Annotated in this window: 10 protein-coding genes; all 10 read left to right on the forward strand. The window is 73.5% G+C overall.

Annotation, left to right across the window (positions count from 1 at the left end):
* Positions 1-44 precede the first annotated feature (44 nt).
* The 10 genes from ACIBHY_RS06685 to ACIBHY_RS06730 all read left to right on the forward strand — a co-directional run bounded on the left by ACIBHY_RS06685 (position 45) and on the right by ACIBHY_RS06730 (position 26,320).
* Positions 45-5,363 carry an amino acid adenylation domain-containing protein gene (locus tag ACIBHY_RS06685; RefSeq protein WP_397306154.1) on the forward strand — a complete coding sequence of 1,773 codons (5,319 nt, stop codon included), beginning with the start codon at positions 45-47 and terminating at the stop codon, positions 5,361-5,363.
* Entirely contained in the window at positions 5,360-6,355 is a 996-nt protein-coding gene (locus tag ACIBHY_RS06690) for a saccharopine dehydrogenase (RefSeq protein WP_397306155.1), read from the forward strand. Before ACIBHY_RS06685 ends, ACIBHY_RS06690 begins: the two co-directional genes overlap by 4 nt.
* Positions 6,352-7,386 carry a Gfo/Idh/MocA family oxidoreductase gene (locus tag ACIBHY_RS06695; RefSeq protein ID WP_397306156.1) on the forward strand — a complete coding sequence of 345 codons (1,035 nt, stop codon included), beginning with the start codon at positions 6,352-6,354 and terminating at the stop codon, positions 7,384-7,386. Before ACIBHY_RS06690 ends, ACIBHY_RS06695 begins: the two co-directional genes overlap by 4 nt.
* Complete coding sequence (locus ACIBHY_RS06700; RefSeq protein ID WP_397306157.1) at positions 7,383-8,114, forward strand: thioesterase II family protein; 732 nt, start codon at positions 7,383-7,385, stop codon at positions 8,112-8,114. Before ACIBHY_RS06695 ends, ACIBHY_RS06700 begins: the two co-directional genes overlap by 4 nt.
* Positions 8,115-8,125: 11 nt before the next feature.
* Complete coding sequence (locus ACIBHY_RS06705) at positions 8,126-9,103, forward strand: methyltransferase (protein WP_397256877.1); 978 nt, start codon at positions 8,126-8,128, stop codon at positions 9,101-9,103.
* On the forward strand, positions 9,100-10,326 hold the full coding sequence (locus tag ACIBHY_RS06710) for a hypothetical protein (protein ID WP_397306158.1): 1,227 nt from the start codon (positions 9,100-9,102) through the stop codon (positions 10,324-10,326). Before ACIBHY_RS06705 ends, ACIBHY_RS06710 begins: the two co-directional genes overlap by 4 nt.
* Before the next feature lie 43 nt (positions 10,327-10,369).
* Positions 10,370-11,602: an MFS transporter gene (locus tag ACIBHY_RS06715; RefSeq protein WP_397306159.1), complete on the forward strand. Its 1,233-nt coding sequence runs from the start codon at positions 10,370-10,372 to the stop codon at positions 11,600-11,602.
* Between the two features lie 85 nt (positions 11,603-11,687).
* Positions 11,688-13,052 carry a TrkH family potassium uptake protein gene (locus ACIBHY_RS06720; protein WP_397256871.1) on the forward strand — a complete coding sequence of 455 codons (1,365 nt, stop codon included), beginning with the start codon at positions 11,688-11,690 and terminating at the stop codon, positions 13,050-13,052.
* Entirely contained in the window at positions 13,045-13,707 is a 663-nt protein-coding gene (locus ACIBHY_RS06725; protein WP_397096177.1) for a potassium channel family protein, read from the forward strand. The genes ACIBHY_RS06720 and ACIBHY_RS06725 overlap by 8 nt, the downstream gene beginning before the upstream one ends.
* A gap of 76 nt (positions 13,708-13,783) precedes the next feature.
* Positions 13,784-26,320, forward strand: a complete 12,537-nt coding sequence (locus ACIBHY_RS06730) for a hemopexin repeat-containing protein (RefSeq protein WP_397306160.1) — start codon at positions 13,784-13,786, stop codon at positions 26,318-26,320.
* Positions 26,321-26,340: the final 20 nt, after the last annotated feature.

Consider the following 26,340-nt stretch of genomic DNA (forward strand, 5'->3'; position numbering starts at 1 on the left):
GGGACGTCGTGAGTGGAGGTGCCGCTGTGAGAGGCGGGGGCGCCGTGAGCGGGCCGCCTGCCGTGCACGAGCTGATCGCCGAGCTGGAGACGGCGGGGATCAGGCTGTGGGAGGACGATGGACGGCTGCGGTTCCGCGCGCCGAAGGGCGCGCTGACGCCCGAGCGGCGCGCGGCGGTCCAGGCCGTCAAGGGGGAACTCCTGGAAATTCTGCGGCGCGAGGCGGCGGCGGAGGTGCTGACGGCCGATCCGGCGGGGCGCTTCGAGCCGTTCCCGCTGACGGACGTGCAGCAGGCCTATCTGCTGGGGCGCAACGACGCGTTCGGGTACGGCGGGGTCGCCTGTCACGGGTACGTGGAGGTGACCTTCGCCGAACTGGACCCGGTGCGGGCGCAGGCGGCGTGGCGGGCGCTGATCGAGCGGCACGACATGCTGCGGGCCGTGGTGCACGCCGACGGCTACCAGCAGGTGCTGCCGGAGGTGCCCGACTACGAGATCCGGGTGACGGACCTGCGCGGGGTGGATCCCGGGGCGGCGATCGCGGCGATCCGCGAGGACATGGGGCACACCGTCTACCCGGCGGGGGCGTGGCCGCTGTTCGAGCTGCGGATCACGCTGACGGACGAGGGCGCGGTCCTGCACGCCTCCATTGATCTTCTTATTTCTGACTATGTCAGCATTCAGGTGCTTTTGAGGGAGTTTCAGGGGTTGCATGATGATCCGGAGGCGGGGCTGCCCGCCGTACCGGTGAGTTTCCGTGACTGTGTGCTGGCGCTGCGGGCGCGGCGGGAGAGCACCCGCTACGAGCGTGATCGCGCCTACTGGCAGGCCCGGCTGGACGACCTGCCCGCCGCGCCCGAACTGCCCGAGTTGCCCGCGCTGAGCGGTGGGCCTGGGCGGTTCCGGCGGTGGGAGAGCGTGGTCGGGGCCGAGGTCTGGGCCGCGGTGCGGGAGCTGGCCTCCGGGCAGGGGGTTACGGCGTCGCAGGCCGTACTGGCCGCCTACGCCGAGGTCGTCGGCCGGTGGAGCCGCCGTCCGCGCTTCACGCTCAACCTCACCCTCCTCGACCGGCCCGAGCTGCACCCCGGCATCGGCGGGGTGGTCGGCGACTTCACCTCGCTCAACCTCCTGGCCGTCGACACCACGCCCGGCGCCCCGTTCGGCGAGCGTGCCAGGGCCGTCGGCCAGCAGCTCTTCGACGACCTGGAGCATCGGCGGCACACCGGCATCGAGGTCATCAGGGAACTGGCCAGGCGGCGGGGAAGGGCCGCCAGCCTGATGCCGGTCGTGTTCACCAGCGCCATCGGGCTCGGCCAGGACGAGGCGGAGCGCGGGCGGCCCGGCTACGGCATCAGCCAGACACCTCAGGTATGGATCGACTGCCAGGTCAAGGAACACCGGGGCGAACTGCTGGTCAACTGGGACGTCCGCGAGGGGATCCTGCCGGACGGGGTGGTGGACGACATGTTCGCCGCGTTCATCGGCCTGCTGCCGCGCCTGGCCGCGCCCGAGACCTGGGCGGCGTACTCGCCCGTGGACCTCCCCCCGGCCCAGCGCCGGCGGCGGGACGAGGCGAACGCCACCGCGGCCCCGCTGCCCGACGGCCTGCTCCACGAGCCGTTCCTGCGCCAGGCCGCCCAGGCGCCCGGCCGGACCGCCGTGATCACTCCGGCGGAGCGGGTGACCTACGGCGAACTGCTGCGCAGGGCCGCCGAGGTGGCCGGGGCGCTGAGGGAACGCGGCCTGACACCGGGCGAGACCGTGGCGGTGGCCATGGACAAGGGCGTCGAGCAGGTGGCCGCCGTCATCGGCACGCTCCTGGCGGGCGGCGTCTACCTGCCCCTCGACACCACCCAGCCCCAGGCCCGCCGCGACCGGATCCTCGCCGACGCCGGAGCCCGCCTGGTCCTGCTCCCCACCGAAACCACCGAAACCACCGCTGTCACAGGAAACACCAGCATCACTGGGGACACCGGCGTTGTCGTGAACGCCCCGGGTGATCCCGATGACGCCGCCTACGTGATCTACACCTCCGGCTCCACCGGCACGCCCAAGGGCGTCGTGGTCAGCCACCGGGCCGCCCGCAACACCCTCGACGACATCACCGCCCGCTTCGGCGTCCACGAGGAAGACCGCGTCCTGGGCCTGGCCGCGCTCGGCTTCGACCTGTCCGTCTACGACGTCTTCGGCACGCTGGCCACCGGCGCCGCCCTCGTGCTGCCCGACCCGGCCCGCAGGGGCGACCCCGCGCACTGGGCCGCGTGTATCGCCGAGCACGGCGTGACCGTGTGGAACTCGGTGCCCGCCCAGCTCCAGATGCTCCAGCACTACCTGGACGCCGAGCCCGCGCTCGACCTGCCGTCCCTGAGGCTCGGGCTGCTGTCCGGCGACTGGATCCCGCTCACCCTCCCCGGCCTGGTACGCGGCCGGCTGCCCGGATTCCGCCTCATCAGCCTGGGCGGCGCCACCGAGGCGGCCGTCTGGTCGATCTTCCACCCGATCGACGGCGAACCGCCGGGCTGGCCCAGCGTCCCGTACGGCAGGCCGCTGGCCAACCAGAGCTTCCACGTCCTCGACCCAGCGATGCGGCCGTGCCCCGACTGGGTGCCGGGCGAGCTGTACATCGGCGGCGCCGGACTCGCGCTCGGCTACCGGGCCGACGAGGCGAGAACGGCCGAGCGGTTCGTCCACCACGGCGGGGAGCGCCTCTACCGGACCGGCGACCTGGGCCGCTACCGGCCCGACGGGAACATCGAGTTCCTGGGCCGCGAGGACCTCCAGGTCAAGGTCCGCGGCCACCGCATCGAGCTGGCCGAGGTGGAGGCGGCGCTGCTGGCCCACCCGTCGCTGGCCGCCGCGGCCGTCATCGCCGACGGCGACGGGCCGATGGAGCGCCGCCTGCTGGGATTCGCGCAGGCCGTACGGAAGCAGGACGACGAGCAGGCGCCGCTGCCCGCCCCGCCCGCAGCCGAGCGGGTGGACACCGGCGCGGTGGTCGAGGTGGCCGCCACGCTGGAGGAGATCGCCATGACCGCGATGGCCGCCGCGCTGCGCGCGGCCGGCCTGTTCGACGACCAGGACACAGGCGACCAGGGTGCGGGCCATGATGTGAGGGAGGTGCTGGAGCGGGCCGGGGTCGTTCCCCGGCACCACGGGCTGATCCGGCGCTGGCTGGCCGCGCTGCACGAGCGCGGCCGCCTGGACCTGGACCCGGTGACCGGCCGCTACCACCGCCTGCGCGAAGGCCCAGCCCTGGACGCGGCCTGGCGGCGGGTCGAGGAGCTCACCGAGGACCTCGACTACGGCGACGAGCTGATCGCCTTCCTCAAGCAGGGCACCGCCCGCCTGCCCGAGCTGATGCGGGGCGAACTGGAGGCCAGGGACCTGCTCTTCCCCGAGGCCGCCACCCGCACCGCCGAGGGCGCCTACCGCGACAACGTCCTGAGCCGCTACGTCAACGGCGTGGCCAGGCACGTCCTCGGCCACCTCGCCGGCGAGCACGCGCAGCGCGGGAGGGGAGCGCTGCGCGTGCTCGAGGTGGGCGCGGGAGTGGGCGGCACCAGTGCCGAGCTCATCCCCGAGCTGGCGGGACACGAGGTGGACTACCTGTTCACCGACCTGTCCCGCTTCTTCCTGGACGAGGCGGCCGAGCGTTTCGCCGAGCACCCGTGGGTCCGTTACGGGATCTTCGACCTGAACGCCGACCACCGCGCCCAGGGGCTGGCGCCGAACGCGTTCGAGGTCGTGGTGGCGGCGAACGTCCTGCACAACGCGCACGACCGGGCCGCGGTCCTGGCCCGCTTCCGCGAACTGCTCACACCGGGCGGCTGGCTGGTGTTCATCGAGACCACGCGCGACCACGCGCAGATCATGGCCTCGATGGAGTTCCTCATGGACCCGCACGACCGGCCCAGGACGTTCACCACCCGCGAGGAGTGGCTGGCACTGCTCGAAGAGGCCGGCGCCACCGCCTACGCCTGCCTGCCCGGCCGGGACGAGCCGCTGGCGGCACTCGGGCAGTGCGTGTTCGCCGCCCGCTTCCCGGCCGACCGCGCCGTGGTCGATCTGGCGGAGTTGCGCGGGTTCCTGGCCGAGCGGCTGCCCGAGTACATGATCCCGGCCACCGTCCAGGTCGTCGACACGCTGCCGCTGACCGGCAACGGCAAGCTCGACCGGGCCGCGCTGGCCGCCCTCGTGCCCGGCCGTGCCGGGCCGTCGGCCGCCGCGGGCGAGGCGCCGCGCGACGAGCTGGAGCGCGGCCTCGCCGCCCTGTGGGCGGAGGTGCTCGGCCTGCCCGAGGTCGGCCGCGACCAGGACTTCTTCCTGCTCGGCGGCGACTCGCTGCTGGTCACCAAGCTGGCCGGGCGGATCAGGGAGACGCTCGCGCCCGGCCTCTACTGGGACAGCCTGGTCAGGCGGCTCATCAACCAGCCGACCGTGGCGGCGCTGGCCGTACACCTGAGGGAGGAACAGGAGGATCGGGAGCGCGGCACGACGGCGGCCTCGCCGCTGGTCAGGCTGGCGGAGGGGAGCGGTGCGACCCGCGTGCTGGTCCACGACGGCTCCGGCACGCTGGCCCCCTACCGCGCGCTGATCCGCGAACTCGGCGACGGCGCGCCCCTCGTCGGGGTTGCCGTCGCCGACCTCGCCGGATACCTGGAACTGGACCCGGCCACCGCCGTCGGGACGCTCGCCGCCGCCTACGCCCGCCACCTGCTCAAGGACGGCGCCACCCGCTTCGAGGTGATCGGCTACTGCATGGGCGGCCTGATCGCCACCGAGCTGGCCCGCCACCTCACCGAGAGCGGCGCGCGCGTCGAGCGCCTCACCGTGATCAGCAGCTCCCGCTTCCCCTACCGGGTCGAGGACGATCTCATGATCGAGTACGGCTTCGCGCAGGCCAGTGGCATCGACCCGGCCCGGCTGGGCTACCCGCCACTCGACCTGGCCGGGGCCCTGCGCGAGGTGCTGGCCGGCTCGCCCGGCCTGGTCGGGCAGGGCGCGCTGGCCGGGCTGGGCGGGGAGACCGGCCGCTCCTTCGCCGCCCTGGCCGCCACGCCCCGCGAGGAGCGCGTGGCCGCCCTGTCCCGCGAGGCGGGCACGGACGTGGACGGCGCGCTGCGCGTCTTCCGCCAGAGCTTCGCCGCCGTCACCCGTTACGACCCCGAGCCGTACGCGGGCGACCTGACCTTCCTGCGCCAGCGCGGCGTCACGAACCTGGTGCCCACTCTGCAGGACGACATGACCGCCTTCTGGCGCGAGCTGTGCCTGGGCCGCCTGACCGTCGAGGACGTCGACGGCGACCACTTCACCTGCCTCGACCCCGCCCACGCCGCCGCCGTCGCCCGCAGGATCGCCCGGTGATCGGCGTGCTGGGCGCATCGGGCGCCGTCGGCCGTACCGTCGCCGCCCTGCTGGACGACCACGAGGTCCGCCGGGGCAGCAGGTCGGGCGGCACCGACGCCTACGACCCGGACGCGCTGGCCGCCTTCTGCGCGGGCTGCCGCGTCGTGGTCAACTGCGCGGGCCCCTCGCACCGGCTGGGCGACCGCGTCGCGCGGGCCGCCTTCGCGGCGGGCGCGGACTACGTCGACGCCGCCGGCGACGACCCGTTGCACGACCTGCTCACCCGATCCGGTACGGCCGGCCGCACCGCGATCGTGTCCGCCGGAATGCTGCCCGGCCTGTCCGGCCTGCTCCCGCGCCTGCTGGCCGAGCCGGGCACGGCCGCCCGCCTGGACGTCTTCACCGGCGGCCGCGACCGCCTCACCCCGGCCGCGGCCGAGGACGTCCTGCTGTCCGGCGGGTACGGGGAGGCACTGGCCGCCTGGCGCGGAGGCGTACGGGTCTCGCGGGCGCTGAGCCCGGCCGAGGAGGTGGAGCTGCCGTACTTCCCCGAGCGGGTGACCCTGCACCCCTACCTGACCACCGAGGCGGAACGGGTGGCCCGCCGGCTCGGGGTGGGGGAGTCGCGCTGGTACACGGTGACCTCGCGGGAGCGGGTGCTGGCCCTCGCGCAGGGATCGGCCGCCGACCTGGAGCGGGCCGCGGCTCTCGAACTTGCGGGACGTACACCGTACTATGTCATGCTTTTTCAAGGGAGTGATGCTCAGGGGGGCATCCGCACTCTCGCCCTGCGCACCACGGACACCTCCGCGCTCACCGCGGCCGTCGCGGCACACGCGGCGCGCACGGTCCTGGCCGGCGGGCCGGGACCGGGCACGCACTACGCGGCGGACGTGCTCGATCCCGCGGCCGTGCTGAGCGCGATCGCGCCCGTGGCCCAGGCCGAGCTGAGCACGACGGTCGCGCCCCTGGACCCGCACGCTCCGCCGATCGAGGAGGGCGAGCTGTGAAGCGGATCGTGGTCTGCGGCACCACGTTCGGCCAGGTCTACCTGGACGCGCTGCGCGAAGGGCCGTTCGAGCTGACCGGCATCCTGGCCAAGGGCAGCGCCAGGTCGGCCGCCCGCGCCCGCGAGCACGGCGTCCCGCTGCTGACCCACCCCGGCCAGGTTCCCGAGGTGGCCGACGCCGCCTGCGTCGTCGTGCGCTCGGGCGTCGTCGGCGGCGACGGCACGGAACTGACCGCGGCGCTGCTCGAACAGGGCGTGCACGTGCTCCAGGAGCACCCCGTGCACCCCGACGAGCTGGCCCGCGTCCTGCGCGCCGCCAGGTCGGCCGGGGTCGTGCACCACCTCAACACCCTCTACCCGCACCTGGAGCCGGTCCGCCGCTTCGTCGAGGCCGCCCGCAGGCTGCGCGCCCTCCAGCAGCCGCTGTACGTGGACGCGGCCTGCAGCGTCCACGTCGCCTACGCCCTGCTCGACATCCTCGGGCAGGCGCTCGGCTCGCCGCGCCCCTGGTCGTTCGCCGCGGCCACGCCAGGCGCGCCGTTCACCAGCGTGAGCGGCAGCTTCGGCGGCGTGCCGCTCACACTGCGCGTGCAGAACCAGATCGCCCCCAACGACCCCGACGCCCACCTGCACCTGCTGCACCGGATCACGCTCGGCGCCGAGGGCGGCAGCCTCACGCTGGTCAACACCCACGGCCCGCTGGTGTGGAGCCCCCGCATGTACGTCGGCCGCGAGGACGACGGCCGCTTCGCCACCGGCGGCCCCGGCCTGGAACTGCCCAGCGCCACCGTGCTCGGGCCCGCCGAGGCGCCCGCCTTCCGCGACGTCGTCACCCGCCTGTGGCCGGAGGGGGTACGGCGGGCGCTGACCGGCCTGCACGACGCCGTCACCGGCGACGGCGACCCCCTGAGCCAGGGCCAGTACCACCTGACGCTGGGCCGCGTCTGGCTCGACCTGACCAGGACCATCGGCCGCCCCGACCTGCTCACGCAGGAACCGCCCAGGCCGCTGGCCGCCGAGGAGATCGCATGAACCCCTTCCACTGCTACGACGTCCGCCCCGGCGCCGCGCTGCGCGTGTTCTGCTTCCCGCACGCCGGAGGCGGCGCCGCCTTCTTCCGGCTCTGGCATCGCGGCTCGCCCGGGGCCGAGGTGCGCGCCGTGCAGTACCCGGGCAGGGCCGACCGGTCCGGCGAGCCGTTTGCCGAGAGCGTCGCCCTGCTGGCCAAGCAGGTCGCCGAGGCGATGACGCCGCTGCTCGACCGGCCCGCCGTGCTCTTCGGGCACAGCCTCGGCGCGCTCATCGCCTACGAGAGCGCCCGCGAGCTGCGCGCCCGCGGCCGCGGCGTCGCCGCCCTGGTCGTCTCCGGACGGCACGCCGCCCACGAACGGGTGGCCGTCGGCGCCCACCTGGGTTCCGACGACGAGCTGGCCGCCGAGCTGGGCAGGCTGGGCGGCTCCGACCCGGAACTGCTGGAGGATCCGGTGATCAGGGAGCTGGTGTTGCCGGCCGTACGCCATGACTACCGGCTGGAGGAGACCTACCGGCACCGCCACGACGCCCCGCTCGACTGCCCCGTCCTCGCCCTCGTCGGCGCGGACGACCCCGAGGTGAGCGCCGAGCAGGCCGCGCGCTGGGCCGAGCTGACCAGCGGCGGCTTCACCCTGCGCACCCTGCCCGGCGACCACTTCTACCTGCAGGACCGGCGGGAGGACGTCATGCGGGCCGTGCTCGCCGCCGCGCCGCCGTCCACTCCTTGAGGAGCACCACCATGATCGAGAACGAGCTCATGCGCATTCTCACCGGCGGGTGGGTGGCGCAGGCGACCAACGTCGCTGCCAGGCTCGGCATCCCCGACGCGCTGGCCGACGGCCCGCGCACCGCCGCGGACCTGGCCGAGGCCCTGCAGGTGCACCCGGGCGCCCTCACCCGGCTGCTGCGCCTGCTGGCGGCGGCCGGGATCCTGGAGGGGCGCGGCGAGCGCTTCGCGCTGACCGAGATGGGCGCCCTGCTGCGCCGCGACCAGCTCGGCCCGCTGGCCGCCCTGTACGCCTCGGACTACTTCACCGCCTCCTGGGCCGCGCTGGAGAGCAACGTCACCACCGGCGAGCAGGGCTTCCACCACGTGTACGGCCGGCCCGTCTTCGACTACCTGGCGGACGAGCCGGACAAGGCGGCCGAGTTCAACGCCGGCATGGCGGCCGGGACCCTGTACTTCCGCCGCGTCCCGGAGAAGCACGACTTCACCGGCGCCCGCACCGTGGTCGACCTGGCGGGAGGCACCGGCGCCCTGCTGGCCGAGGTGCTGCGCGCCGTACCGGAGGCCCGCGGCGTGCTGTTCGACGTGCCCGAGGTGATCGCCACGGCCGGGCCGCACCTGGAAGGCGTGCTGGAGCGCTGCGAACTGGTGGCCGGCGACCTGTTCGCCGCCGTGCCCGACGGCGGCGACGTCTACATGCTCTCCCGCGTCCTGCACGACTGGGACGACGAGCAGTGCGCCGCCATCCTCGCCAACTGCGCCAAGGCCATGCCGCCCGGCGCCCGGCTGCTCGTCATCGAGCGCGTGGCCGGCGCCGACGCCCTGCTGCCCGCCGCCTTCGACCTCCACATGATGGTCATGACCGACGGCCGCGAACGCACCCTGCCCGAGTACCGCGCCCTGCTCGGCCAGGCCGGGCTGACCATCGAGTACGTCACCGAGCTGCCCCTGGGCATGAGCCTGCTGAACGCCGTCATGGAGACCACGTGAACCGACTGCTGCCCGTCCTGGCCGGCCTCTACTTCGCCCAGGGCGTGCCCGTGGGCTTCTCCCTCGTCGCCCTGCCCGCGATCCTCTACGGCGCCGGCGTCGGGCTCGGCCAGCTGGGCATGCTGGGCGTGCTCATCATGCCGTGGGCGCTGAAGTTCCTGTGGGCGCCGCAGATCGACAACCGCATGCCGCCGGTGCGGTTAGGCGCGGGCCGGCGGGCGGGCTGGGTGCTGACCTGCCAGCTGGCCGCCGTTCCCGCGGCCGCGGTCCTGCTCGCGGTCGACCCGGTGCGCGACTTCACCTGGCTGCTGGCCGTACTGTTCGTGCTCAACATCCTGTTCGCCACCCAGGACATCGCCACCGACGCCCTCGCCGTCACCCGGCTGGCCGGACGCGGATGGCTGAGCGCCAACGCCGTCCAGGGCGGCGCGTTCTCCGTCGGCCTGGTGGCGGGCGGCAGCGGCACCCTGCTGGCCTACGCGCTGCTCGGCTGGCCCGGCACGGTCGCCTGCCTGGTGCTGCTGCTCCTGGCCGGACTCGCGCCGCTGTGGCTGTCGCGCGCCCACTTCGGCGCCGACGCGGGGGAGCCGGCCGCCGAGCGCGCCTCCATCCGCCGCTTCCTGCGCCGCCAGGGCTCCTGGGGGCTGCTGGCCCTGTCGGCGGCCTACAAGCTGCCGCTCATGATGGGCTACGGGCTGGTCAGCAGCCTCTTGGTTCACCAGGGGGCCTCGTACACCACGATCTCGGTGACGGCGGCGACCGCCGTCACGGCCGTCTCGATCGCCGGGGCCGTGGTCGCGCCCAGGCTGACGGTGAAGCTCGGCTTCCACCGGTACCTGTTCACCGCGCTGGCGCTGTCGGCGGTGGTGTGGCTGGGGCTCGGCGCCTGGCTCCTGCTGGCCGGGGACGGCATCGTGGTGCCGATCGTCGCCCAGGCGCTCGGCTACCTGTTCGTGACGTCCGCGGCGGTCACCGTGTACGCCCTGTTCATGGCCGTGTCCGACCAGGGCCAGGCCGGGACCGACTACACGCTGCTCTACTGCGCCGAGGCCTTCGGCAACGCCGCGGCCGGCGGCCTGGCCGGGGCGATCGCGGGAGCGCTCGGCTTCGGGCCCACCTTCATGATCGCCGGGGCCCTGGGGCTGCTGCTCCTGCCGGTCCTCGTCCCCGCCTTCCGGCGCCTGCGCCGGCCCGCCGAGGAGCTCACCACCGCCACCCCCTAAGGCACCTATGCCCCAAGGCGCGCCACACCCCAGCATGGACGACATGACCGACATCAGGCTCGTCCAGCGGCGAACCCTCGTCGTCCTGCTCTTCTCCCAGGTCATCGGCACCATCGTCATGGGTGTCCTCAGCCCCGTCCTGCCTCTGCTCGCCGAGCAGATGACCGGATCGCAGACGCTCGCGGGACTCTCCCAGGCGCTCGTCACCTCCGGGGCGATGGTGTTCACGATCGTGCTGGCCGCCCTCGCGGTACGGCACGGCCGCCGCGCCGGCATCGCCACCGGCTCCCTGCTGAGCGGGGCCGGGGTGCTGCTGATCGTGCCCGGCCACCACCTTGACGCCTTCCCCCTGTTCCTGGCCGGCTGCCTGCTGGCCGGCGGCGGCATCGCGGCCGGGCTGCAGGCCCGCTTCGCCGCCACCGACCTGGCGCAACGGCCGGGCCGGGCGCTCGGCCTGCTGCAGTGGGCCTCGCTGGCCGGAGGCGTGGCCGGGCCGCTGCTCATCCCGCTCGCCGACCGGGTCATCTCGGGACTGCCGCCGATGACCGGGATGTTCGTCGTGACCGCCGTGCTGCTCGTCCTCGGGGCCCTGGTCGTCGCGCTGGGGTTGCGCCCCGACCCGCTCAGCCTGGTCGCCGCGCCGGAACGGATCCCCCTGCGGAGCGCGGTGCGCACCGTCCTCGCCATCCCGGCCGCCCGGCACGGCCTGGTGGGCCTGGTGACCGTGCACGCCGTCATGATCGCGCTCATGAACATGGCCGGCATCCACCTGTACCACCACGGCGCCGGCCTCCAGGTGATCGGCGTCGTCGTGAGCTTCCACGTGGCCGCGATGTTCCTGCCTGGACCGCTGGCCGGCCTGCTGGCCGACCGCATCGGGCCCGGACGGCTCCTGGCGGCGGGACTGCTTCTGCAGGTGGCCGCGGCCGTCGTGCTGCAGTCGGGAGACGGGCCGGTCCTCGTCGGAACCGGGCTCGTGCTGCTGGGCGCGGGCTGGTCGGCCGGGTTCATCGCCGGGTCGATCGTGCTGACCACGGCCATCCCGGTGCCGCGCCGCCCAATGGCCCAGGGCGCCTCCGACTTCCTCATGCAGCTGACCGCCGCCGCCGGGGCGCTGGCCGCCGGGACGATCGTGTCGTGGCTCGGGTACGCCGGGCTGGCCAGAACCGCCGGGGTGATCGTGCTGGCGGTGCTGGCCGGGCCGTACGTGGTCAGGCTGCTGCGACGCGGCGGCGCCGGGGCGGAGGAGCCCGAGGACAGCCTCACCCAGCGCTAGAGGATGGCCGGGGAGTGGCTAGGATCGGCGCCATGGTGGCGACGGGAGGCCGGCCGGGCGTACACGGGGCGAGAAGCCGGCCGTGATGGCGTTCAGCAGGCGTGCCCGCTGGACGGCCGCCGTCCTTTCCCGCTTCCATCACCCGGCCCAGGTCGTGGTGACCTCCTTCGGCCTGCTCGTGCTCGCCGGGACGTTCCTGCTCATGCAGCCGATCTCCACCGTCGGCGCCGACGCCACCGCGGTCGAGGCGCTGTTCACCGCCACCTCCGCGGTCACCGTCACCGGCCTGGCCATCGTGGACACCCAGTCGCACTGGTCGGTCTTCGGCGAGGTGGTCATCGCCGGGCTCGTGCAGGTGGGCGGCCTCGGCATCATGACGTTCGCGACCCTGTTCGCGGTGATCGTCGGCCGCCGCGTGGGCCTGCGCTTCCGGCTGCTCGCCCAGGCCGAGACCAGCATGCTGAGCGTCGCCGACGTGCGCTCGATCGCGCGCCGCGTGGTCGTCTTCAGCCTCACCTGCGAGGCGGTCTTCGCCGCCGTCCTCGCCGGGCGCTGGATGATCGGGTACGGCGAGTCGTTCGGCCAGGCCGCCTACTACGGCGTCTTCCACAGCATCATGGCCTTCAACCACGCCGGATTCGCCCTGTGGCCCGACAGCCTGACCAGGTTCGTGGCCGACCCGTGGATCAGCCTGACCGCCTCGGCCGCCGTCATCGTCGGCGGGCTCGGCTTCCCGGTGGTCTTCGAGCTCATGCGCACCTGGCGGCGTCCCGGCTCGTGGTCCATCATGACGAGGCTGACCGTCTGGATCTCGCTGGCGCTGCTGGCGATCGGCACGCTGTTCCTGCTGGTGGCCGAGTGGGACAACCCGAAGACGTTCGGCCCGCTGGACGACGGCGGCAAGCTGCTGGCCGCCTTCTTCGCCTCCACCATGACCCGCTCCGCCGGGCTCAACTCGGTCGACATCGGCCAGATGGAGACCTCCAGCCTGCTGGTCAGCGACGTCCTCATGTTCATCGGCGGCGCCAGCGCCAGCACCGCGGGCGGCATCAGGGTCACCACCTTCGGCGTGCTCGCGTTCGTCATCTGGGCCGAGCTGCGCGGCGAGCCGAGGGTCAACATCGGCCACCGCCGGGTGCCCGACTCCGTGCAGCGCCAGGCCATCGCCATCAGCCTGCTCAGCGTCGCCGTCGTCGTGGTCGCCACGTACGTGCTGCTGGTGATCAGCCCGTTCGCCCTCGACCAGGTGCTCTTCGAGGTGATCTCGGCCTTCACCACGACGGGCCTGTCCACCGGCATCACCGCGCAGTTCTCGCCCGCCGGACAGATCGTCCTGACCCTGCTCATGTTCATGGGCAGGACGGGCACGCTCACCCTGGGGACCGCCCTGGCCATGCAGGAGCGCACCCGACGCTACGAACTCCCGGAGGAGAGGGTTCTCGTTGGCTGACAAGAACAGCGACCCGGTGGTGGTGATCGGCCTCGGCCGCTTCGGCACCGCCATCGCGCTGGAGCTCACCCGGCGCGGCACCGAGGTGCTGGCCATCGACAACCGGCCCAAGGTCGGGCAGTCGCTGGCCGGGCGCATCACCCACATCGCCACCGCCGACGCCACCGACATGGAGACGCTGAACCAGCTCGGCGTCCCCGACTTCTACCGCGCGGTCGTGGCCATCGGCGGCGACCTGGAGGCCAGCATCCTCACCACCTCGCTGCTGGCCGAGCTGGAGATCGACGACATCTGGGCCAAGGCCGTCAGCGAGCAGCACGGCCAGATCCTGCGCCGCATCGGCGCCCACCACGTGGTCTTCCCCGAGCACGACATGGGCGAGCGCGTCGCCCACCTGGTCAGCGGCCGGATGCTCGACTACATGCAGGTCGACGAGAACTTCGCGCTCATCAAGAGCAGGCCGCCGAAGGAGTACACCGGCGTCCCGCTCGGCCGCTCCAGCCTGCGCAAGAAGTACGGCGTGACCGTCGTCGCGGTCAAGAGCGAGAACGAGGAGTTCACCTACGCCACCGCCGAGACCGAACTCGTCTACAGCGACGTGGTGCTGGTGTCGGGCCGCACCGAGGACGTCGAACGGTTCGCCGAACTACCGTAAACGCCAGTATCCCTCCCCGCTGCCGCGACGGAACATGAGTCGGCCGACCACCGGGCGTCAGACGTAGGGGGATCGCGTGCGCGCAGACGGATCGCTGCCCAGTTATGCCCAGCTCTTCGGACAGCTCGACTTCCGGGAGGGGGAGGAGGCGCGGACCGTCAGCTCGCCCGCGGCCTACCTGGTCGAGCTCTTCCGGCTCATGGAAGGCGCCTTCGGCCGCGTCCCGATCCTGGACCGGCGGCCCGACCTGGGCGAGATCCCGCTGGACGCGGGCAACACCTTCACCCCGGTCCCGTACCTCGACATCGTCAACCGGGTGCTGGAGCGCCTGGTCGAGGGCAAGCCGCCGTACGAGGAACTGCTGGACCGGCGCCACCCCCTGGCGCTGCCGTTCTCGATCGACCACGAGCGGGTGAAGAACCACCTGCGCCACCTCGGGGTGGACCCGGTCGAGTTCGCGCGGCTGTTCACCGGCGCCGCCGGTCACAGTCTCGCCGCCCGGCTCCACCTCGGGCTGTCCGCCGAGGATGTCGAGGTCATCATCACGCCGGTCACCGGCGCGAACGGGGTCAAGGGGCTGTACGGGCTGGGGAACCGGGATCCGGTCGCGAACCTGCACGAGCCCGAGCGCTTCCGGCGCGCGCTCGGGCTCGGCACCGCCGAACTCGGGGAACTGCTGGGGCTGCCCGGGACGCGGGTCTCGGCCGACGCCACCCGGACCCGGCTGCTGTGGGACGGGGCGGAGGGGGCCCTGCCGGTCGAGTGGCTGGATCTGGTGAACCGGTTCGTGCGGCTGGCCCGCCGTACCGGATGGACGTTGACGGACCTCGACCTGGCGCTGCGGACCTGCAACGAGGCGCGGGTGGACGCGGCGGCGGTGCGCGTCGTCGCGGCGCTCGCCCGCCTGCGCGAGGCGTTCGGGCTCGGCGTCGAGGAGCTCTGCGTCCTGGTGTCGCCCGCCGCGATCCGCACGGAACCCCGCGAGGAGTACGCGGCGGGCGCGGCGCTGGCCGGGCTCGGAGCATGGACCGGGGACCTGCTGGGCGCGCACAACAAGCAGTACCGGCACGACCTCGCGCACGCCGCCGGCCTGCCGGAGAGCGATCTCACCGAGATCGTCACCCGCTACCGGGCCCGCCACGGCGAAACCGATCCCAGCCCCTTCGACCGGCCGCAGGAGACCTGGCGGGCGCTGACGCTGCCGCACCGGGCCGGTCTGCTGGCCGGCGCGCTGGGCGTCTCCGTCACCGAGCTCTTCGACCTGCTGGACGCCCTCGAAAGCGACCCCGCCCTCGACCGGCACACCGCCTTCCCCGTGCTGAGCGGCCGCGGTCCCGGCACGCAGAACCTCCACCGCGTCCTGGAGGGCGGCGCGCCCGCCGACACGCTCTGGCTGGTCGAGACGCTCCACGCGCTCGCGACCTGGATGCGGGAGACCGGGTTCGGCGGCCGGGAGCTGAAGGACGTGCTCGACGGGCCGCCAGAAGAGGCGGCCGAACGGGAGGCGCTGCTCGCGGCGCTCGCCCAGCGCTTCGAACGGGTCGCGCTGGAGCCCAAGATCTTCGCCGGAGAGCGCTTCGGCGAGCGGGCCGCGCAGGTCGTGCACGACGTGCTCGCCGCCTACGACGACGGCGTGGTCTCCCGCCACGACCCCCGCCTGCTCAAGCTCGACCCGGCCGCCGTACGCGCCGCCGCCTACGACGCCGTCCACGACCTCGCGGTGATCACCAAGGAGGACTTCACCGGGCTCGGCCTGGGCGAGCGGCTGGCCGGGAAGATCTTCGCGAACCTGGTCCTGACCGGCCGCCTGGCCGACGGCGGCCTGCTGGCCGGGCCCGTCGATGACCGGCCCCTGGCCCGCGACTTCGGCGCGCACGCCGAGGCCGTCGCCGCGCTGGCCGAGGCGGGCGGGGGACGGCTGTACCCGTCGGACCTGGCGGGCCTGCCCGGCCTGTCGGAGGCGGAGCGGGCGGAGCTGTACGACAACCTGCTGTTCAACGGCGTCGTCGACGCCGAGGGGAGCGTGCTGGGGCCGGTCGAGGTCAACGCCGGGCTCGGCGACGTGGAGGCGGCCGTGCTCGGGGTCCTGCGCGAGCGGGCCGAGCGGTTCGCCGCCGAGCCCCTCACCGCCGAACTCGGCCTGTACGGCGGGCACGACCCCCTCCCCAGCCTGCGCTTCAACGGCTACCTGGACGAGGACGGCGTCTACGTGGACAAGGCGGCGCTGGCCCGGCTCCGGCCGGCGGACTTCACGCTGGCGCTGGAGTTCTACCCGCACCGGCGGGCCATCCTCGACGCCGTGCAGGGACAGATCGCGGCGTTCAGGGCGGAGCTGTTCACCTTCACCGCCGATGACTTCGCCCCGGTCGCCGACGAGGCCGTCGCCCGGCGCGTGCTCGGCGCCCTCACCGCCGCGCTGCGAGAGCCTCCGGCGCCCGACGACGGCCTGCCCCTGTGGGTCCTGGACGCCGGGGGCGCGGCTCCGGCGGACGGGCAGCCGGGGTCCACGGCGGCGACCACGGCCGGGTCCACGACGGGGCTCACGGCTGGGTCCACGACAGGGCTCATGGCCGGATTCACGGCTGGGTTCACGGCGGCCGAGGTGGCGACGGCCGGGACGCGGCTGGAGGAGATCCGGGCCGGGCAGCGGCCTTACCGGCTCGATCCGGCCGCGCTGGCGGAGCTGGGGTTCGACGAGGGCGAGCGCGACGGCCTGATCGGGCTGCTCGTCGAGCGGGGCGACCTGGACGACGGGCTGGCCGTACCGCTGGAGCGGCTGGACTTCTTCGGCAACGTGGCCGCGGCGCTCGACTTCACCATCGAGGGCCTGGAGGACTACGCCAAGGACGTGTTCTTCCTGCTGCACACGGCGGCGACGGAAACGGCGGCCGCGATGGCCGAGGTCGGCGCGGCGCTGGCCAGGCAGGCGGGGCGGCAGCGGGCGGCGCTGGCGGATGTGCTCCAGGACGCGCTCGGCGTCCCGGCGGACACCGCGCAGGCGATCTGCGCGGCCGTCGCCGGCGGCATGGACGAGGCGCTCGACATCCTGGTCCCGCCCGCGCTGGAGGGCACGGCCGACACCCGGTTCCGGCTGACGCACCGGCGCGTGCGGCGGTTCGCGCTGCTGGCGGCCAAGCTCGGCCTGGACCCGGCCGAGGTGGCCGTGGCCTTCCACGACCAGGACCTGGTCGGCAAGTTCCCCGAGCCGCTGGTGCTGCCGCCCGGCACCGAGCGCGTCGACGCGCTCCTGGACAGCTCCGACGGCCACGTCTACGTCTTCGTCGGCGACCACTACCTGCTCTACTCCGCCGGCACCCTGGCCAGGACCGACGAGGTGACGCACCCGCTGAGCGAGCTGTCGCCCCGCTTCGCCGGGCTGGACGAGGTGGACGCCGCCTTCGCGCTGCCGGACGGCGAGGAGTGGATCGTCGCCCACGGCCCCGACCGCGTCTCCCGCTCCTTCACCCGCGGGCACGGCAGCACCCGCTGGGTGCCGAGGGAACAGCAGTGGGGCAAGGTCGCGAACGCCTTCGACGACCCGGCCAGGATCGACAGCGCCCACGTGGACGCGGCGGGCCGGGTGCACCTGGTCGCGGGCGGCCAGCGGGTGCGCTACTCGGGCCAGGACTACGGCTTCGCCGACGAGGGCTTCCCGCGTGCCGCCGCGCCCGGGATCGACGCGCAGTTCTACGGCGGCGACGGCCGTACCTACACCTTCACCGGCGGCACCTGGCACGTCACGACCGGGGACGCCGAGCCCGTGAGCCAGGAGGAGCAGGGCGAGGGCACACCGGTAGCCGGGACGTGGGGCCTGGTGCGCAACGCCTTCGACGGCGCCGCCGGCGTCGACGCCGCCTACACCGACCGCGGCAAGGTCTATCTGTTCCGCGGCGACCAGGTGGTGCGCTACACCGACAGCATCGAGAACGACGGCGTCCACGTGGACGACGGCTACCCGCGCCGCGCCGAGGAGCAGTTCGACGCCGCCTTCGCCGACGCCTCCGGCACCCTGCACCGGTTCAGGGACGGCATGGCCGTCTCGGGCGGCGACCGGCCCGTCCCGGCGGCGCAGCGATGGGGCGTGATCGAGCCCGCGCTGCGCGACGGCAGGGTCGACGCGGCCTTCGTCGGCCTGGACGGCAAGACGTACCTGTTCGGCGGCGAGAGGTACATCCGCTACTCCGGCGCCGACTACACCACGATCGACCTCGGCTACCCCCGGCGCGTCGCGGGCGACTGGGGCGGCCTGACGCGGGTCGGCGCGGCGTTCGTCCTGGACGGCAAGACCTACCTGTTCGGCGAAGGCCAGTACGTCCGCTACTCCGGGCGCGACTACACCGTCCCCGACGAGGGCTTCCCCAAGCCGGTGTCGGACAACTGGTGGAACCTGCCCCAGCCGATGGCGGTGGACGCGGTGTTCACCGGCCGCGACAACCTCACCTACCTGTTCTCCGGCGGCCGGTTCGTGGTCCACGACAACAAGCGGCGCTGGTGGTCGGAGCCGCGCGGGCTGCGCGAGCACTGGGACAGCCTGCCGTTCGGCCAGGTCGACGCGGCGTTCGTCGGCATGGACGGCCGCACCTACGTCTTCGGCGAGCGTAGTTACGTGCGCTATTCGAGCGCCGACTACACCCAGGCGGACGACGGCTATCCGGCGCCGGTCGCCTCCTTCTGGGGCAACGTGGACTGCACCCTGGCCAGGACCGGGCGGGTGGACGCGACGCTGGTCACGCAGGTCGTCGAACGGGTCGGCGACGTCGAGACACCGCGCCGCCACACCTACCTGTTCTCCGGCGGGCAGTACGTCCGCTACACCGACGACCGCTTCGACGTCGTGGACGACGGCTACCCGCGCGCCCTGTCGGCGCTGTCCGGCGAGCCGCGTCTGTCCGGCCTGCGGACGCCGCTCGACGGCCTGGACGCCGCCTTCGCCGACCGGCGCAACGTCTACCTCTTCCGCGGCGACCGCTGCCACGTCGTCTCGGACACCCTCTACCGCCGTTACGACGGAGTCCCCGTGACCTGCGCCTTCCTGGAGGACGGCGCGATCATGGCCGAGCGGGACGGCGTGTGGCGCCACCTCCCGTCGATCGAGGCGGGGCCGGCGGGAGACGGTGACCTCGCCCGCCCGAGGACGCTGCGCCCGGTCCCCGACGCCTTCCGCGGCGGCCTCGACGCGGTGCTGAACGGCGCCGACGGCACGACGTACCTGTTCAAGGGGACAGCGTGCCTCAACGTCCGGCTGGGCAGGGAGTACCCGCTGGCGGAGGAGTGGGGCCACCCCCATAACCGCATTTATCATGACAGCACGGTCGATGCGGCTTTCGTCGGCCGGGACGGGAAGACGTACCTCTTCAGCGGCGACCAGTTCGTCTCCTACACCGGCGCCGCCACCGTCACCGACGCCGACCCCCAGCCCATCGCCGCCCACTGGGGCGGCCTGACCGGCGTCGCCCTCGCCTACGTCAGGAACGGCACCACCTACCTGTTCGAGAAGCCCGACCAGGGCGGCAAGACGCGCTACCTCGCCTACTCGGGCACGAGCTACGCAGAACCCGACCTCGGCTACCCGGGCACCGCCGACTCCGGCTTCTGGGACGTCCCCGACCACTACCGCGTCGAAGGCCACCCGATCCCCGACGCCGTCCTGTTCCAGGGCCAGACCATGCTCCTGCTGTACGGCGAGCAGTGCGTCCAGTACGACGAGCGCGCCGGCCACTGGTCCTACCCGCGCCCCGTCGAACGCATCTGGCCCGGCTACGACCGCGACCTCGAACCGGGCGACGCCCTGCGCACCGCCTTCACCGCCGCCGACGGCGCCACGTACTTCTTCTTCAAGGAGCACTACACCCGCTACGGCGGGCCGCCCGCCCCCATCCGCGAGCGGTGGGGCAGGTCCCGCAACCCGTTCGTGGCCGCGGGCGGCACCATCGACGCCGCCGTGGTGACCGGCCGCCACACCTACCTGTTCTCCGGCCCCCGCTACGTCCGCTACACCGGCCCCGAGTACCGCTACGCCGACCCCGGCTACCCCAGGCCGATCGCCGGGAACCTGCGCGCCGAGGAGGCCTTCGCCGCCCTGCCCGAGGCGTTCGACGACATCGAGCGCGTGGACGCGGTGCTGGCCAATCCGCGCAACGTCTACGTCTTCGCCGGCGGCGCCTGCCACGTGGCCGCCAGGACGGCGACGGCCGCCGACGGCCTCGGGCAGCTCGGCCGGGTCCGCAACGTCCTGGCCGAGCGGGGCCGGGTGGACGCGGCGCTGGTCAGCGGCGGGCGCACCTACCTGTTCTCCGGCGACCAGTACGTCCGCTACACCGGCACCGCCTTCGCCCACGTGGACGACGGCTATCCGCGCACGATCGCCGCCGGGCTCCCCGGCGAGCTGCCCGGCCTGCGCGACCTGCCGCCGGACTTCCAGGACGGAATCGACGCCGCCTTCGCCGCGCCGGCCGGCGTCCACCTGTTCAAGGGCAGGAACTACCTGGACAAGGGCCGGGTCCGCCCGGTCGCCGGGACGTGGGGCCGGGTGCGCAACGCCTTCACCGGCGCGATAGACGCCGCCTTCGCCACCCCGGCGGGGGAGATCTACGCCTTCCGCGCCGGACAGTACGTCCGCTATGCCCCCGGCGTGCTCGACCAGGTGGAGACGGGCTACCCGCGCACGGTCCAGGACGACTGGGGCGACCTGCCCGGCGCCTTCGAGCGCGGCCCCGACGCCGCCTTCACCTTCCACGAGCGCACCTACCTGCTCCAGCAGGGCCGCTTCGTCCGCTACTCCGGCCCCGGCTTCGCCGGGATCGACCGCACCTTCCCGCAGGAGGTACGCCACCGCTGGGCCGACGCGGCCGACTACCGGCTGAGCGACCTGCACACGATCGCCGCCTTCGCCCGGCTGGCCGGTTCCCGCCCCGGCCTGGCGGACTTCCTGGAGAAGGGCGGGGCCGACCCGTACACGTTCCTGTCCGGCCTGTTCGGCTGGGACCTCGACGAGGTGCGCTGGGCGCGGCGCAACACCGCGCTCCTGCACGCGGTCACGGCCGAGGAGTCGCGCTTCGAGATCGAGTTCCTGCTGCGCCTCAACACGCTGTTCACCGTCGCCGGGCGCATGGGCACGCCGCCGTCGCGGCTGCACGCCGAGGTCTGGGAGCCGGTGCGCACGGGACGGCTCGGCGCCGCCGGCGACGCGCTGGAACGGCTGCTGGCCCGGCGGCCCGGCTGGGCCACGCTGTCGGCGACCGTGCGCGACGAGCTCAACGTGCTCCGGCGGGACGCGCTCCTGGCCTGCGTCGCGGCGGGCCGTACCCCGAAGGAGCTGTTCGAGCGGTTGCTCATCGACGTCGAGATGGGCGCGGCGGGCAGGACCTCGCCCGTGCGCGAGGCGATCGCGGCCACCCAGCTCTACCTGCATCGCTACCTGCTCGACCTGGAGCGGGTGAGCCTGCCCGCCGGGCGCGAGCCCGAGACCGTCAGGCGGCGGATCAGGACGTGGTGGGCCTGGATGCGCAACTACCGGCTCTGGGAGGCCAACCGCAAGGTCTTCCTGCACCCGGAGAACTACCTGCGGCCCGAGCTGCGCGGCGGCAAGACTCCCGCCTTCCGCGTGCTGGAGGACGAGCTGCTCCAGGGCGAGATCACCGACGACGGGGTACGGCGCGCCTACAAGCGTTACCTGGACGAGTACACCGAGGTCTCGCGGCTGGCCATCGCCGGCGGCTATGTCTACACCGCGGACGGCGCGCTGCCCGGCGAGCGGCGGCTGGTGCTGTTCGGCCGCACGAGGACCGCTCCGATGCGCTACTACTGCCGGACCGCGGAGTTCAGGGACCGCGACCGGCTCTCGGCCACCTGGCAGCCCTGGCAGAAGGCCGGCGTGCAGATCGACGTCGAGAAGGTCTACCCCGTGCACGCCTTCGGCCGGATCTTCGTGTTCTGGCCGGTCGTCGAGACCGTCTCCCCGCCGGTCACCGCGACGACCACCATCGCCGAGGAGACGAAGGACGGCAAGCGGGAGGTGAGCGCGCCGCCGCCCTCCTACCGGATCAGGATCCGCTACTCCTTCTCCAACCTCACCGAGGAGTGGGTCGCGGCGCAGGAGCTGCCGGTCGAGGAGCTGCGGGACGAGCCGGTCACCGGGGTGTCCCTGTCCGTGCAGGCCTCGCGTACGGTGCCGGGGCAGGCGGAGGGCGAGCACGACACGATCGTGATCACCTGCTTCTACCAGGCCGGAGGCCTGGCCACGAGTTCGTCGTTCGTGCTCACGCCCGAGCTGTACGCCAGCCGCGCCACCGTGCCGGTCGCGCCACCCCCGAAGGCGGCGGAACCGGTGAACATCTTCGACGAGCAGGTCGCCGCCGAGGGCGTCGTGCCCTTCAACATGCCCATCGGGTCGCAGGACGGCCCGTGGCTGAGCGTCGACCACAAGGGCGGCAGCTTCCTGTGCCGGCCGATCACCGCCGTGCCGGGCGACGAGCCACAGCTCCGGCCGATCGGCTCCGCCCCCGGCGAGCTGCCCTCCTGGAACCGGATCGACGCGGGCTTCGTGACCTCCTCGGGCGACCGCTACTTCTTCGACAACGGCGCCAAGCGCTACACGGTCCTGTCCGGGAACGGCGAGGCGAGCCCGCAGCCCACCTCCGGCCGGTGGGGCGTCGTCGCCACCAACCTGCTCAGAACCGGCGTCGTCGACGCGGTGCTGGTACGCGGCGAGCAGGTCTTCCTCTTCTCCGGCGACCAGTACTACCGCTACACCGGCCGCACGTTCGGCACCCTCGACCCCCGCTACCCCCTGCCGCTGGCGGGCAACATCGAGAACCTCCCGCAGTGGCGCAAGGTCGAAGCCGCCTTCAGCGGCCCCGGCGACACCGAGCACTTCCTGTCGCAGGACGGGTACGCCCGATCCGGCGCGCTCGGCACGCTCATCCCGCTGCCGGGCCGCCGCGCGGAGGCGCCGGTGAAGCGCTTCCTGCGCGCGGTGAGCGGCCGCGACGACACCGACGACCGCGTCGCCTTCACCTTCGGCGGCCGCACGTACGTCTTCGACAACGCGGCCGGCACCTACACCGACGGCGACCGGACCCGCCCGACCCGCGAGCTCGGCCGCGTCGTGACCGCCGTCGACTCGAGCGGCACGGTCGAGTCCGCCCACGTCGAGGGCGACTTCCTCTACCTCACCTCCCAGCTCGAGGTCGTCCGCTACACGCTGCCCGCGGACGGCGGCGTCCCCGAGTACGTCGACGCCGGCTACCCCAAGCCGATCCCGTCGCGGGTCAACGCCGTCTTCCGCCGCTATGTCTTCTCCGGCCCCCTCTACGGCAGGCTCCGCCCCGGCCAGGACCTCGGCACGCTCCGGCCCCTGCTGCCCGTCAGCGAGAACTGGCGCTCGCTGCCCGCCGGCCCGATCTCCGGCGTGCTCGACACCGAGGACCTGCTCTACGTCTTCACCGGCGAGTCCTACGCCGCCTACCCGAAGGGCGTGCCGATCCCGCGCCCGTACGAGTGGGCGGCGCTGCCACACGAGATCGTCCGCCTGACCTCCAGCACCGCCTACGAGCTCAACCGGCGGCTGCTGGCCGGCGGCGTCCCGGCACTGCTCGACCCCGAGACCCAGGAGATCGACGAGCTGCCCGCCTTCAGCGCCGACCCGGACGACGCCTCCACCGCGACCACGATCAAGGTCAAGGGCGAGGTGTTCCCCTCCGGCGTGCCGGCCAGCACGCACCTGGACTTCCAGAGCGCCAACGGCCTGTACTACTGGGAGATCTTCTTCCACGCGCCCATGCTCATCGCGCAGGCGCTCAACGGCGCCCAGAACTTCGAGGAGGCCCGCCGCTGGTACGAATACGTCTTCGACCCCACCGAGCCCGGCGGGCACTGGCGCTTCGTGCCGTTCCTGGCCGCCGACGTGCGCGCGCTCGTCGACGGCTGCCGCGCCGACCTGCGCGAACTCGGCACGCCCGCGGACGCGGTGGCCGCCGAGCTGGAGCCGCACCTGCTCCGCCTGGAACCGCTGCACGAGGCCTTCCTGCAGCACCGCGAGCTCGACGGCCGCGAGCTCGACTTCCTCGCGACCCTGTCCACGGTACGGCCGGCCGTACCGGAGGGCACCACGCCGCAGACCCGTGAGGCGGCGCGGCGGCTGCGCGAGCGGATCGGCATGCTGGGCCGCCTCGGCCGCCAGTACGCGCTCATGGGCGACCGGGGCGCGCTGATGAAGGCCTACATGGACGACCCGTGCGACCCCCACGCCATCGCCGAGCTGCGGCCCTCCGCCTACCGGCGCTGGGTCGTGATGGCCTACGTCGACAACCTGCTCGACTGGGGCGACCTGCTGTTCGGCCGGCACACGGCGGAGAGCGTCGACGAGGCCAGGATGCTCTACGTCTTCGCCCACGACCTGCTCGGCGAGCGCGACTTCGGCTACGGGCCGAGGGCGCCGTCGCCGGCGCTGCCGTACGCGCGGCTGCCGGTGGCACGGAACGGCACGACGCCGGCCGAGCTCACCGCCGGCGGCAGCCTGCTGAAGGAGGCGGGGGAGGTGCACGCGGGCGTGGCGGAGCCGTACTTCCACGTGCCGGAGAACGCCGAGTTCGGCGCGTACTGGACGCGGGTGGAGGATCGGCTGCGCAACATCAGGCGGTCGCTGAACATCCACGGGATCGCTCAGCCGCTGCCGCTGTTCGAGCCGCCCGCCGACGTCATGGCGCTGGTGCGCGGCGCCGCCGCGAACGGCGCGGCCGCCGGGGCCGGGGCGGCGGCGCTCACGGTTCCGGTGCCGCACCACCGCTTCCCCGTGGTGTTCAGGAAGGCGCAGGAGCTGGCCGACAGGCTGCGCCAGTTCGGCGCCGACCTGCTCGGCGCCTTCGAACGGCGGGACGCCGAGGAGCTGGCGCTGCTGCAGAACCGGCAGCAGGGCACGATCCTCGACCTCACCCGCGCGATCAAGGAGGCGGAGGTCGGCATCGCCGCCGAGACCCTGAACGAGCTGGAGGCGGGCAAGGCCGCCGCCAAGGACCGGGCCACCCACTACGAGCGGCTGCTCGCCACCGGGCTCACGCCGACGCAGCGGGCGCAGCTCGACGTCATGGCCGCGGCGGCGGCCATGCACTTCGCCGGCAGCGGGCTGAAGATCGCCGCCGCGCTGGTCTCCGGGGCGCCGCAGGCGCTCGTGGGCCCGTTCATCATGGGCATGGAGTACGGCGGCGACCAGCTCGGCGGCGCGCTCGAACAGACCGCCGAGATCTCCACGACCCTCGGCGAGGGACTCAGCGTGGTCGGCGAGCTGCTCGGGGTCCGCGCCGAGCACGAGAGCGCGAGCGATGACTGGCGCCTGCAGCTCGGCCTGGCCAAGAGCGACCTGACCCAGCTCGGGCACCAGATCGCCGCGGAGAAGCTCAGGCTCGGCGCCGCGCGCCGCGAACTGGAGATCCTCGAACAGGACCTCGCCCACCAGCGGGCCGTGGCGTCCTTCCTCACCGGGAAGTTCGCCGGGGCGCAGCTGTACCAGTGGATGTCCGGGCAACTGGCCGGCATGTACTTCCAGGCCTACCACCTGGCCCACGAGCTGGGCCGCGCCGCCGAGCGCGCCTACCGGTACGAGCGGGGCGGGGAGGGCGAGCCGTACATCCGGGCGGTCTACTGGGACAGCAGGCGCGGCGGCCTGATGGCGGGCGACAGCCTCGCCTTCGACCTGGACCGCCTCGGCAAGGCCTACCTGGACGGCGCCGGCCGCGACCTGGAGATCACCAGGCAGGTGTCCCTGCTCGACCTCGACCCGCTCGCGCTGCTCAGCCTGCGCGACACCGGCAGGTGCGAGTTCTCGCTCGGCGAGGCGATGTTCGACCGCGACTTCCCCGGCCACTACCGGCGGCGCGTGCGCACGATCGCGCTCACCTTCGACGCCGCGGAGCCGGTCAACGCCACCCTCGCCCAGCTGTCCGGGCGCACCGTGCAGGAGCCCGACCCGAAGGCGGTCGCGTACCTGCTCGACCCCAAGGGCGCGCCGCCCGCCACGCTGCGCGCGGACTGGCGGCCCGGCCAGCAGGTCGCGCTGTCGCACGTGCAGCCGGGGATGGAGAACAACGGCCTGTTCGAGCTGCGCTACGACGACGACCGCTACCTGCCCTTCGAGGGCTGTGGCGCGGTGTCCACCTGGCGGCTGGAGCTGTCCGGCCGGCGTCCGGCCGACCTCGCCGACGTCATGATCACCCTGCGCTACACGGCCCTGCCCGGCGGGGAGGTCTTCGCCAACGCGGTCAGGGGCATGCTGCGCCCCTACCCGGCCGCCCGGTTCTTCGACGTGCCCGCCGACTTCCCCGCCGTGTGGGAGGACTTCCTGGCCGATGAGGAGACGCGCGGGCTGACGCTGCCGCTGACGCCGGAGCTGTTCCCCGGGATGAGCGGCCGCCAGATCACCGGCGTCTACGCCCGCTACGTCCTCGACGGCGGCGCCGCCCGCTTCCTGGTCAACGGCGACCCGCGCTTCGCGCTGGAGCACGGCAAACCGGTGCGCACCCCGGGCCTCGGCCTCGGCGCGCCCTGGGCGCTGGTGCTGGAGGGCGACAAGAACGCGCTCGCCGGCCTCGGCCTCGTCCTGACCTACCGGGCACTGTAGATCCACCGGGCACTGTAGAA

Origin of the sequence: Nonomuraea sp. NPDC050547, assembly GCF_044457345.1 — a bacterium.
Classification (GTDB): Bacteria; Actinomycetota; Actinomycetes; order Streptosporangiales; family Streptosporangiaceae; genus Nonomuraea.